This window comes from Paenibacillus sp. FSL R5-0749 (assembly GCF_038595085.1).
Taxonomy (GTDB): Bacteria; Bacillota; Bacilli; order Paenibacillales; family Paenibacillaceae; genus Paenibacillus.
Genome location: NZ_CP152005.1, coordinates 5,104,198 through 5,116,505, shown reverse-complemented (window position 1 = coordinate 5,116,505; position 12,308 = coordinate 5,104,198). Strand labels below are relative to the sequence as shown.

General features: G+C 45.8%; 12 protein-coding genes. 7 read left to right on the top strand and 5 right to left on the bottom strand.

Annotated features, from left to right (window positions below; genetic code table 11):
- The first annotated feature begins 11 nt into the window (after positions 1-11).
- Together MKY85_RS22865 and MKY85_RS22860 are read left to right on the top strand one after the other, a co-directional pair.
- A complete protein-coding gene (locus MKY85_RS22865; protein ID WP_339236837.1) occupies positions 12-239 on the top strand; it encodes a hypothetical protein in 228 nt (75 codons plus the stop codon).
- A 115-nt stretch (positions 240-354) separates the two neighbouring features.
- Entirely contained in the window at positions 355-1,602 is a 1,248-nt protein-coding gene (locus MKY85_RS22860; RefSeq protein ID WP_342570840.1) for a crosslink repair DNA glycosylase YcaQ family protein, read from the top strand.
- Between the two features lie 195 nt (positions 1,603-1,797).
- Here MKY85_RS22860 and fabV read toward each other — a convergent pair whose 3' ends face one another.
- The gene (fabV, locus tag MKY85_RS22855; RefSeq protein ID WP_342570839.1) at positions 1,798-2,991 is read right to left on the bottom strand and encodes an enoyl-ACP reductase FabV; all 1,194 of its coding nucleotides are present in this window, start codon (positions 2,989-2,991) and stop codon (positions 1,798-1,800) included.
- Between the two features lie 203 nt (positions 2,992-3,194).
- On the opposite strand from fabV, the gene MKY85_RS22850 reads away from it, so the two are divergent.
- Positions 3,195-4,475, top strand: coding sequence for an XRE family transcriptional regulator (locus MKY85_RS22850; RefSeq protein WP_342570838.1), 1,281 nt, complete (start codon positions 3,195-3,197; stop codon positions 4,473-4,475).
- 109 nt (positions 4,476-4,584) lie between these two features.
- On the opposite strand, the gene MKY85_RS22845 is transcribed toward MKY85_RS22850, so the two are convergent.
- On the bottom strand, positions 4,585-5,325 hold the full coding sequence (locus MKY85_RS22845; RefSeq protein WP_339256895.1) for a MerR family transcriptional regulator: 741 nt from the start codon (positions 5,323-5,325) through the stop codon (positions 4,585-4,587).
- A gap of 86 nt (positions 5,326-5,411) precedes the next feature.
- Here MKY85_RS22845 and MKY85_RS22840 point away from each other — a divergent pair, with 86 nt between their 5' ends.
- From MKY85_RS22840 to MKY85_RS22830, 3 genes are all read left to right on the top strand, one after another.
- On the top strand, positions 5,412-6,113 hold the full coding sequence (locus MKY85_RS22840; protein ID WP_342570837.1) for a type II CAAX endopeptidase family protein: 702 nt from the start codon (positions 5,412-5,414) through the stop codon (positions 6,111-6,113).
- Positions 6,114-6,403: 290 nt separating this feature from the next.
- Entirely contained in the window at positions 6,404-6,820 is a 417-nt protein-coding gene (locus MKY85_RS22835) for a hypothetical protein (protein ID WP_342570836.1), read from the top strand.
- A 122-nt stretch (positions 6,821-6,942) separates the two neighbouring features.
- The gene (locus MKY85_RS22830; protein ID WP_342573466.1) at positions 6,943-7,737 is read left to right on the top strand and encodes a hypothetical protein; all 795 of its coding nucleotides are present in this window, start codon (positions 6,943-6,945) and stop codon (positions 7,735-7,737) included.
- Between the two features lie 100 nt (positions 7,738-7,837).
- Here the strand turns inward: MKY85_RS22830 and MKY85_RS22825 are convergent, their stop codons facing one another.
- Both MKY85_RS22825 and MKY85_RS22820 read right to left on the bottom strand, forming a co-directional pair.
- Positions 7,838-8,653 carry a class I SAM-dependent methyltransferase gene (locus MKY85_RS22825; RefSeq protein WP_342570835.1) on the bottom strand — a complete coding sequence of 272 codons (816 nt, stop codon included), beginning with the start codon at positions 8,651-8,653 and terminating at the stop codon, positions 7,838-7,840.
- Between the two features lie 72 nt (positions 8,654-8,725).
- Complete coding sequence (locus MKY85_RS22820; protein WP_342570834.1) at positions 8,726-9,667, bottom strand: YafY family protein; 942 nt, start codon at positions 9,665-9,667, stop codon at positions 8,726-8,728.
- Between the two features lie 272 nt (positions 9,668-9,939).
- Here MKY85_RS22820 and MKY85_RS22815 point away from each other — a divergent pair, with 272 nt between their 5' ends.
- Positions 9,940-11,373: a glycoside hydrolase family 1 protein gene (locus tag MKY85_RS22815; RefSeq protein WP_342570833.1), complete on the top strand. Its 1,434-nt coding sequence runs from the start codon at positions 9,940-9,942 to the stop codon at positions 11,371-11,373.
- Between the two features lie 170 nt (positions 11,374-11,543).
- Here the strand turns inward: MKY85_RS22815 and MKY85_RS22810 are convergent, their stop codons facing one another.
- Positions 11,544-12,209, bottom strand: coding sequence for a phosphatase PAP2 family protein (locus MKY85_RS22810; RefSeq protein WP_339261499.1), 666 nt, complete (start codon positions 12,207-12,209; stop codon positions 11,544-11,546).
- Positions 12,210-12,308 lie beyond the last annotated feature (99 nt).

The window sequence follows — 12,308 nt, the reverse complement described above, 5'->3', positions numbered from 1 at the left end:
TGTAATCCATTATGGCACGTACACAAACACAAAAAGCATTACGCAAAGCAGAGCGGTCAGGCAAGTGGTGCTCGGAACAGAGCCGACGAGTTAACGGAGATTATGGTGCATTATCCCAGCATGTACGTCTCATGCCTACGAAGCAGGAAAAATTGCAAAAGGTCAAACACAAGAAGCAGATCATCCAGGATGGTGGTGCTTCTTTTTATTTTGTCTATGAGAAACGGATTGCTGGATAAGTAAGACGATTATAATCCTTTCTTTGGTTGGAAAGTAATCATGTGGACTGTTAAAATCAATCTTATAAATTGGCTATAAATTCTGTACATATAATGAAGGGGAGAACCTAAACATATGACAACAGAGCTGCACATGAATAAAAAAATCGTTCGGCGTTTCTTGTTGCAAACGCAAGCTTTACTGGAACGTTGGCCCGCAGTTTCCTTACCATCGGGACCCGATCAAGTTCTGAGTTTGATTCGCTCCCTTGGTTGCGTGCAGATCGATCCTGTAGCTGCTGTAACCGGAAACCAGCATCTGGTGCTGGGTGCCCGTGACCCGGGTTATACGGCTGACAGCTTAAATTCGCTGCTGAGTGATCATAAGGTGTTTGAATATTTTGCAAATGCTGCCTGTGTCATTCCAATCGAGGATTATGCTCTCTTTGAACCTGTGCGTGCCCGATTAAGGGAGCGTCTGGCTCCATCCTTACAAGGTCTGGAGAAAACAGTGCAGCATGTTTTACAGCGTTTGAAGGAGGAAGGACCTTTACCTTCAAGAGCCTTCCGTGCTGTTGAACGGGTAAGTGGTTATTGGGACAGTGCAGATGTGCCAAAGACGAAGGATACCACACTTGCTCTGAATCTACTGTTAGACTCTGCTGTGATTCGTGTGGTGGCGAGGCAAGGGAATGAACGTTATTTTCATATAACCGAATCCGGATTGCAGCAACAGGGACTTCCGATGAAAGAAGATATGGATGTGTTAGCCCAGAAGCAGGCTCTGCTGGATAAATACATTCATGCGTATCGCGTTATAGATGCCCGTGATCCCCGTCTGGGTTGGCTAAAATCTACAGCGGCTGAACGACGCGCCGATATTGCTGCCCGTGTGTCAGATGGGCGAATGATCCCGCTTAAGGTGGAGGACGTGGCGACGCCTTATTATATTCGAGCTGAAGACGAGGATTTGTTATTGCACATGGAGAGGGAAGAGCCACACTATGATCCATCAGGCCCGGTCCGTTTCCTGCCGCCACTGGACAATCTGTTATGGAGAAGAGAACGTATTGTCGATTTATTCGATTTTCATTATAAATGGGAGATCTATACGCCAGAGGTGAAAAGAACCTACGGTTATTATGCCATGCCGATTCTTCATGGTGATCGGTTAATCGGACGTATGGACCCGCGACTTGATCGCAAAACTGGAGTGCTTACCGTTCGTTTGTTATCAATGGAAGAGACTGCTCCACCTGTGGAGGAATGGATTGCGGATTTTCGGGAGGGCCTTCAATTCTTTGCGTCCATGCATGGAGCGCATTCAATCACTATTGAGAAGACGGTACCGAAAGAGTTGAAAAAACAGCTTAAATCGATTTGATCAGGGGATACACGAAAGAATGTAAGGATATGAAATTAAAATGGCGTAGAAAGAATCTAGGATGAAAGGATCTAAAAAATAGACAAAAAAGGGGAGAACCCGGTGGTTCCCCTTCATTAATTGTACAATCAGATCTTTAACATGGCATTAGAAGTGCTAACGAAAATCTAAGTTTGCGTACTCGCCAAAACTTTTTTAGTTCACCAGATGGGGCACTTCAACGTTTGGATCAACGTCTGCTTCATAATCCACACCGTCGGTTTCAAAACCAAACAGTTGGAAGAATTCGCGACGATAACCTTCCAGATCGGACAGATCATAGATGTTCTCTGTAGTCAATTCATTCCAGAGCTTCGCGACTTCTTGCTGAACGTCATCTCTCATCTCCCAATCGTCGATACGAATGCGACCTTCTGCATCTGTTGGAACTTCTCCTCCTGCATACAGGCGATCAGCGAACAGACGCTGCAATTGCTCGACACATCCCTCATGCAAGCCTTTTTCTTTCATGACTTTGTACAATGCTGAGATGTACAGCGGCACGACTGGAATTGCGGAGCTGGATTGAGTCACCAGCGCTTTGGCGACAGTTACATAAGCACGTCCACCCTTGGCACTTAGACGATCATTCAACTTGATTGCAGTCGCTTCCAGATGATTCTTGGCCTGACCGATGGAACCATCACGATAGATGGCATGGGTAAGTTCAGGTCCGATGTAGGAGAAAGCGATCGTTGTTGCATCATCCGCAAGTACGCCGCCTTGTTGCAGGGCATCCATCCACAGTTCCCAATCGTCTCCACCCATTACGGTTACGGTCTGACGAATTTCCTCTTCCGTTGCCGGCTCCAGCGTAACGGAGCTGATTTCGCCTGTGTGGAAGTTTACTGTTTTATTCGTGTAGGATTGTCCGATAGGCTTCAGCACAGAATTGAACACTTCACCCGTGTTTGGATCGGTACGGCGGGCCGAGGCTACGCTGTATACGACCAGATCCACTTGACCGAGTTCACTGCGAATCAGTTCAACGGCTTTGTCCCGTGTTTCGTTTGCGAATGCATCACCTGTGATGCTGTACGATTTGAGGCCTGCTTCTTCAGCGGCTTTTTCGAATGCAGCGGAGTTGTACCAGCCTGCGGAGGCTGTACGTTTTTCTGTGGAACTGCTCGGACGGTAAATACCGATCGTATTCGCTCCCGCTCCAAAAGCGGATACAACGCGTGACGCCAGACCGTATCCGGTGGAAGCGCCGATTACGAGCACATTACGGGGGCCTTTGAGCTCCGGCTGTGATTTCACATAATCAATCTGTTCCTGCACTTGCGCAGCGCAACCTACAGGGTGGGAAGTGGTACAAATAAAACCACGTGTTCTTGGTTTAATAATCATTTATTTGCATCCTTTCATATTCAGCTCATGTTTCAGCATTTCGATCAAATGCTCGTATACATACCTTCTTATTGTAAAACAATTACCTCGGAAACGGAAACCGTTTCGTTTGATTTCGCCGGAAGGGTGGCGTTATATCTCTAATTTTGCGATGATGTGCATATAATGTACTCGCTTGTTAGGGTAGAAAGGACAGGAATGCCATGCTGAAGGAACGCATTGAACTGCTAAGCAAAAGAAAACAAATCTCCCGTAAAGACCTTGTGGAAGGTCTGGTCACGCAGGCCCACTTTGCCAATATTCTGGCGGATCGTTATCCGCTCCCTGAGGATTTGGCAGAAGCTATCGCCGGACGTCTGGGGGTATCCCCTTCTTATATTCTAAAGGCTGCGGCTCAGGACGAGGAAACACTCGAACGGGCAGAAGTCATCTTCGAACAAATGTCTGTTCCAGCGTCGTCGATATCCGAAGAGACGGTGCATGCGCTGTCAGATCGGGATGACACACTGACTGTTGAACTGACAACGGCTTTGATGAAGGCGGTATATTATCAACAGTTAAATGATGCAACGGCACATGAATATATACATACGTCCTATCTTAATTTTTACCTGGAGAAGTATGGTCGCCCAGACGATATTGATCTGCCGCGCCCGTTAGTCAAGGCACTTTTATTCTATAAAATACAATATTATCGCTCCAAAATGGCCTTTGTAGATGTACTAACTCATGCAACCAGGCTCAGTGAGCTGGCGCTTCCTGGCAGTGAATTCTGGCTGTCTGTGCAAAATATCAAGATGGAAGCCTACATCCAGGTTAAACAGTATGAAGAGGCGAAACAGGTATTCGAGCTTACGATGCGTCATGTATATGATCAGCGGCTGTTCCATCGATTGTCCGGGTTATATGTGGCATATAGTGGTTATTGTTTCGCAATGGGACTGGTTCAGGAGGCACTCTCGGCATTAACCATGGCGGAGGCGAACCTCGTATATGCGGGGAACCAAGGCGATCTGGTGACCGCAATTGCCAACAATCGGATTGTTATGTTAACGATGACAGGTGAATTGGATCAGGCACAGGCGGAGATTGAACGATTTGAGTCACTATTGCAGCAGGAAACGGAAGAAACACAGCTCGCGATGCGGCCGCTCGTCTGTATATATCAATGCGAAGTGGCTCTGGCGCGGAAGAACTGGGGCGTACTTGCACAAAGTGTAGATCAACTCTTGAAATGTGCAACAACCCAGGACCATCAGATGAGCGGAACCTTCTACCAGAGCCAGCTGGCTCTTGCGCATGGAGATCGCGAAGTTTTCATGGAGCGTGCGCTTGCCTGTCTGCCTTATTTTGAATCCGCGCAGCATGTCGTGCGCCTTGAACCATTATACGAAGGATTGGCCGTGGTGTCTGAGGATCAGCGCAAATACAAGGAAGCGGCGATGTATTATCGGAAGCTGGTATATTTGTTACGCAAAAAATAGAGCGGTAGCATAATATCATCCGTTTGGAAAAGATGGATCACTACGGGTCCCATATAAGGATATTTCCTGGATACAGCCGGCTGACAAGTCGGCTTTCTTTCTCATTCCACTATAAATTTGATTCCATTTCAAGAGCATAAGCCGTACTAAGCTCCACAAAGTTCAGAACTTCGTCAGATACGGGATATAGTCCTGACTCTGTAGCAGGAAGCTTCCTCACTTCCCAAAACTTTTCGATCAATGTCTCATCACCATTAAAAGTATCGTGAGATAACTTCATTAATTCACAGGCAATGTTATAGCCTTCATCCGATTGGGGAGGAACAGATTGTTGTATGCACCACTCAATCCGGCGTATCAAGGAGACATATTGCTGAGTAATCTTATCATTATTATTAAGTTTCGGTAATGCTTTCTGTAGAAAGGCAACTTCCTCAGCATTGAAGTAATCCATCCACTGTTTAGCAACGGGCTGTACGTTTTGGACCAGATGTGAAACCCGATCCCAGGAAAGTATACCTTCCAGATCAATCATATTGATCAAAGACGTAGTATTTTCAATACTGCCCTGAATCGAAGTTAATTGCTCCTGAAGATGATTATGATGTGCGATCAGAATATGACGATAAGATAGTTTGTTCATTACAGTTTGTATGTCTTCAAGCGATAATGATAGTGATTTGAGCAACGTGATTTTTTCAAGCGCAAATAAATCTTCCTCTGAATAATAACGGCGACCGTTGTCTTCCTTATGACTCGGTTGTAGTAGACCGATCTGATCATAATAACGTAGTGTTCTCACGGAAATATCTCTCTGTTTGGATACTTGTCCTGTTGTCCATCTCTGCATGTTTTTTCCTCCCAAAAAGTGCTTGCAGGTGACGTTACGTCACCTAATATCATTATAATATATAATAGAGGATTGAGGGATCGAGAATGACTAGAGCGGTAATGTGGAAAAAGACGGATCAGTGGACATGGCGTGAGTTACTAGTATTGCTAACGCTGGAATTTGTATTTGTAATATTCGTGATTAAATACCCGATACAGTCCGGATATGAGGAGTGGTTGGATAATACCCTTTATTCTGGGACGCTCACAGGGCTTACCATCGCAATTACACTTTTGACGGGACTGTACTTGGTTGGTTTGCGACCGAAGAAGCTGTCGTGGAGAGAGGTGGGCGTGAAGGGATTCTCCGTAAGGGATTGGTGGAGAATTGTACTGTGGCTCCTGCTTCTCATCATTTTAAGTGTGATGGCAGTATATCTTACCAGTTTTCTTGGAAATACGGTAGACAACAGCAAAACAGAGAGTCTTCAGCAAAATGTCACTCTTTTTACTATCGTTATCGGTATCGTTTCGGCTGGATTCGTGTCACCTCTCTATGAGGAGATCTTTTACCGCGGGTTCATATATCGCTGGCTACGGACTCGTATCAGGATGAAATGGGCGATTGTGATTAGTGCTCTAATCTTTACTCTTGCTCACTTTCCAACGATTAATGCCATGCCCGTGAATTTTATTAGTGGCGTTGTGTTTGCATGGACGTATGAACGGACAGGATCGGTCGTGCCTGGCATGATTGTTCACGGTGCGTTTAATACGATTGCCGTAGTGTTAACCGCAATGAGTTAGATTGATGATTATAGTATGGACACACATTTAAAAATGAGTATATTGAATATGATTTGGTGCAATGCCACCACTTTAACCACAAATAATATCTGCCAAACGTAAAATGAGGATCGCATTAGCAGTTGCTTTTTTGCGGAATTGGCATAATGCCTTACCAAAGAGATGATTATCCGGTAATTCGATTACCGGATTTTTCGTTTTTTTTGTATGCCGCCAGAAGGGTATTCAAAGACAAGCCGTGGTGTTTATAATTTAATTATAAATAAAATATAACAAATGAGGTGCTTACTATGGGCTGGTTCGGTAGAAAGAACAAACAGGAAGATGCGATTGCGAAAGCAGATAAAATGATGAATAAAGGGCTCACTGGCATGATGATGAAAGGTTTCGTATCCAAGGAACATCGGGAGGCAATCAACCAAAGTCTGGATTCGGCAAAACAGGCACAATTGGCTGCGAGTGGTTCGCTTCCATTAACGGCAACAGCAACGGTGGTGTCAATCACCGATACGGGCAAACTGATCAACTTTGATCCGATTGTTGTGCTTGTATTGGATGTGACAGAGACAAACGGTAACCAGTATCAGCGAACCTTGGAGACACTGGTGTCCAAAATGCAGATTCCACGAGTTGGAGATCGGATAGGATTGGGTCAGAATCCAGCGAATCCGACGGAACTGATCTATATGGGACTAGTTTCCATCTAGAAGGTTTTGCTTGTAGGACAGTGATACTCCATTTATTAAATACGTATAACAACTGATTACAGACATAACGTTAGAGGTTTGGATAGAGATATGAAGAGAAGGATGAAGAGAGGGTGGGCCATATGGTAGGTTTTCTGAGATTGATTGGCGTATTAACTGTGTTTGGAGTGGGGTTCTCCCCATTTCTGGCACAGAAGATGTGGGATGATCCATTTATCATCATGCAAGCCTGGTGGTATAAACCGGCGATCTTTGCCGGGTTCGGATTGATCTTTGTTCCTGCGATTTTGAGTAATATTTTCGGCGTAGGTCGAGTCAAGACAGGTTTACCGGCAGTGGGTGTCATTAAGAGCATACAACAGACTGGCACGTATATTAATGAACAGCCGGAGGTTCGATTGGGTCTGACGGTGTCGCGTAAGGGGCGTGAGAAATACAATACCGAGATGAAAACTGTTATTCCCCTGACATCCATGGCTCAGTTTCAGCCGGGCAGCTTCATTCCGTTAGTGGTCTCTGTGAAGGATGAACGCAAGGTAGGGCTTGATATGAAAGGACAGTTATCACAGGAGGATATGCAGCAACTGTTGGATGAAAAGATGGTACAACAAGGGGTATCCCCTGAGATGATGGATATTGCACGAACAGGCGAAAAAGCAATGGCCAAGATTCTCGATGTCACTCCACTTGGCAATGGAGGCAGTAATAAGATCAAGCTTCAACTCAAACTCAGCATAACCAAGACGAATGGTGAAACGTTCACTGTGACAACGCAAAAAGAAATTTTATCTACTGCGCTGCCGCAGGTGCAGCAGGGCCATATCATTAACGTCATTTATTCAAGACAAGATCCGACAAAATTGGTGTTGGCATTGAATGTACAGGAGCGACAATTAAGTGACTTATTCTCATCCTGAGAATATAGATAATAAGGAGGTCGTACACGTCATAACCATGACCTGTACGACCTCCTTATTACATTTGGTATGTAGAAGGGATGCAAACAACGTACTGCTTTCAGACAATACCAAGGCGCATGCGATAAGAAAAGAGTACTGTTCTGGATTGTCCGTCAAATACACGATTAGCCAGCGCTCTGAACTCATCGGCAGCTGTTAATAGTTCATCCGCTCCAAGTTTCAACGCCGTTTGCAAGCCGCCTTGGCTCAAGGCCAGGTTCACGTATCGGTCTGCATCAAAGGTCTCGTGGTGATGAAACACGATTTCCCGCACATATCGGAACAGACCCGACTCCTGAATTTGCTGTAAATGCCCATCCTTGCTCCATTTGTGTGCCTGACTATTCCGGGGAGCCAGACTGGCTGCCCGTTGATCTGCTTCCTTATTCAGCTTCAGATAAGCTTGTTCTAACTGCCAGTCTAACATTGGCGGCCAGTCACAATCATAGGCAGCAAATATGCCGCCTGTACGAAGTACACGTGCAAACTCGCGTAGTGTAGGTTGCGGCTCCATCCAGTGAAATGATTGGGAGCAGGTCAGCACATCCACACTGCCATCTGGTAATCCAAGGTCGTGAGACAAGCCGGACACAAACCGCAGGTTATCCGGCTTCCCGGCAGATTCCCACTTGGATTCTGCTACAGACCTCATGTCATCGCTGGGTTCGAAGCCGATGATGCGTTCTGCCTGATTCAGCCAGATCCACGAAGATAAGCCGGTGCCACAGCCAACATCTGCGACCATGCGCGGTGTGCTTCCAAGATATGTCGTTAGAATATCCACCACTTCAGTGGGAGCAGCTGGTCGGTTCTGATCGTATAACGTACCAAAACCTTTGAAACGTTCCACATTGTTGCGTCTAATGTCTTGCATGGATAAACCTCCTTCGGTCAGATGGTTGACGGAGAGTCAGCTGTGTTCAAAGTCGTATAGGCCTATATTATATCATTCATTGTTGGGAAGGTTGTTCATGACATGCTGTAAATGTTCAACGGCTTGGATATGACGTCTGAGCAATTCCTGTCCAACATGAACAGGCTCGATTACGGTTAGCTCCGAACCGAACGATAGCAGGAAGGAGTAGAGCCATTCCCCTACATTTAATTCGAGAGACACACGGAGCCTGCCATCAGGCTCTTTTTTAATGAGGGACGGTTCGAAAAAATCATACACCCGGTAGGCAATATTACTGGAGAACGAGAGCGTTAGAGGAGTCAGGACAGGAGCTGCCTCTGATTCAGGGTGGGCTGACCCCACATCAACAGGATGATCGAGTTTTCTCGTTAGAAAGGTCAAATGGGTGATCCGTTTCATTTTGAATGTCTCGAATTCTTTCCGTTCAGGATCATCATGAATATATCCTCTGAAGTACCATGTACTGTTCTTGAATATAAGCTTCTGAGGTTCCACTGTTGGAACACTCTTCTCTCCATCCGAATTAACATAGTGGAACGTAATCAGTTGATTGGTTAATATGGCTTGTTTCACTTGATTGAAAAGTTCTCTCTCTTGCAGGGGAATGCTGCCCCATGGTGAGAAATTGAACTCGATCCAATCCAGCTTGTGATCAAACAGGGCGGTCAGCCGTTGCAGCATATGAGCACTATTCAGGTGTGGGATTGCACTGATACTGTATAGTCCCATCAAAATTTCGTTCTGGTCTTCTTCCGACAGCAGCGACTTGTCCATGACATAGTTGTCCATGAGATGAATGCCGCCATGCTTGCCGGTCGTCGTATAGACGGGGATGCCCGCAGCGCTTAGCCGGTCGATATCACGGTACACCGTACGTACCGAAATCTCGAACATACGGGCGAGTTCGGGTGCAGTGGCTTTCTTTTTCTCCAATAACAAAAGCAACATTCGAAATAATCGGTTATTTTCCATGCTCTGATTATACCATGACAATAGGTGTCAGGGTATGGGTGGTACACTGGTTACATAGTCTTACGAAGACATTTTGACTCAGTCTTATAACTTGTTCTTCATTTATTGCGAAGTAGTGAAGGGGACGATATCGATTCTGACGAAAAGAAGTGTTCGCCTTCATCATCCGAGGATAACAGCGATCAGAAGAACGATTCGTGACCGGAACGGCTACTCGCATAATATCAAGTATTTTATATCGAATTGAGTTAAATATGAAGGAGGAACTGGTCATGACAATGAAAGAAGGATTTTACTGGGGTGGCGCAACGGCTGCCAATCAATTCGAGGGTGGATGGAACCAGGGTGGCAAAGGGCCAAGCACATCTGACATGATGACAGGGGGAACCCACACGATTCCACGCCGGATTACACCTGTATTGGAAGAGGGCACGTATTATCCGAGCCATGAAGCGGTTGATTTTTACGGACATTACAAAGAAGATATTGCCATGATGGCAGAGATGGGTTTCAAAATGTTCCGCATGTCCATCAACTGGTCCCGGATCTATCCGAACGGTGACGAACTGGAGCCGAACGAAGAGGGATTGCAGTTCTACGATAATGTCTTTGCCGAGTTGAAAAAGTACAATATTGAGCCGCTCGTAACGATCTCCCATTACGAAACGCCATTTGGTCTGACACAGAAGTATAACGGCTGGGCTTCCCGTGAAGTCATCGATTGTTATATTCGTTATTGTACAACTCTCTTCAACCGCTACAAAGATCAAGTGAAATACTGGCTGACATTTAACGAGATCAACTGTCTGACGATGCCGTTGGGTGCTTATATGGCTGGAGGTCTTCTGTTTGAAGGCAAAGAGACGTTGGTCGATGGAGTGGATGATCCACAGACTCGATTCCAGGCATTACATCATCAATTCGTTGCGAGTGCCAAAGCGGTGAAGCTGGGACACGAGATCAATCCTGATTTCCAGATTGGCTGTATGGTTGCGTTCATGACCACCTATCCAAACACATGTAACCCGGACGACATGCTGCTTGCACAGAAGAAAGACCAACTGTCCAACATGATCTGTGGTGACGTACAAGTTCGTGGAGCGTATCCTGGATTCGCCAAACGTTTCTTCGCCGAAGAGGGCATTAAAATCGAAATGCAACCAGGAGACGAGCAGACACTGCGTGAAGGTTGCGTAGACTTCTACTCCTTCAGTTATTACATGTCTCTGGTAGAAAGTGCGGATGAGTCCCTGGAGAGAGCTGAAGGCAATCTGCTAGGGGGTATCAAAAATCCATATCTCGAAGCTTCTGACTGGGGATGGCAGATCGATCCAAAAGGATTGCGTTATACGCTGAATCATCTGTATGACCGTTACCAGATTCCACTGATGGTCGTTGAGAACGGATTGGGTGCTGTCGATGTGGTAGAGGAAGATGGTTCCATTCAGGATGACTATCGTATTGATTATCTGAAAGGTCACATTGAACAGATGAAAGAAGCGGTAGCGGATGGCGTGGATCTGATTGCCTACACCATGTGGGGATGTATTGACCTGGTTAGTGCGTCCACTGGAGAGATGAAGAAGCGTTATGGCTTCATTCATGTCAACAAGGACAACGACGGTAACGGAGATTTGAGCAGAACACCGAAGAAGAGCTTCCACTGGTACAAAAAAGTTATCGAATCCAATGGTGAAGAGTTGTAATTTGATATAAAATCAATACCCGCTTGTTCCTTGAAATAGGACAGGCGGGTTCTTGTGGTTTCTGAATTCGTTCAGGATGGATTCAGGATCAAATATAAGAATATAAAAATACCCGGCAATCCTTGAGTTAAGGAAAGCCGGGTATTTCCATATGCATGCGCTCGTAGAGACTATGCCAGTTTTCTGCTATGCAGTTGGGACATACGCTCCAGATGCCGCTGGTAAAACCATATGCAAGCGGAGAGCCAGCAACCACTCAAGAAATATCCACCGACGATATCACTTGGATAATGCACACCCAAGTAGATACGACTTATGCCAATGGTCAGTATAAAGGCGGCACTGGCCATGATCATCAGTACACGTCCGGTGACGGTGGGTACATGTTTCCAGATGAGAAAGGCCAGTCCACCATACAGGCTAAATGCAGCCATGGAATGTCCACTGGGGAAGCTGTAGCCGCTCACTTCAATAATTCGGTTAATGGTAGGTCTGGCACGTTGGAATACCAGCTTGAGCAATGCATTTAAAAGGGTTGAACCGGCGAGCACACAAGCGAGGAAGAGTAGTTCGCGTTTGTGTCGCAGCCAAACGTATAACACAATCATGGCAATGATTGTAATGAAAACTACAGGCATTTCACTGCCGATCCAGGTGAAAAACTGCATGAATTGTGTCATGCCAGGGGATTCCAACCCCTGAATCCAGCCGATCAGCGTATCATCAAATCGATGAATCTGGTTATCGCTGATGGATAGGGCGATGCTTATAAAGGCGATCATGCATAACGCTGCAACGAGCAGCGGGAATGAGAAGTTCTTTTTCCAGTTGTGCATCAAATGTTGAGATCCTCCGTGAACGTTAATTTCGTATGTGGGCTCCTTGCGTATGTTGGACATAACGATATTTGTATTGTGCTATAATTTTACAATAAT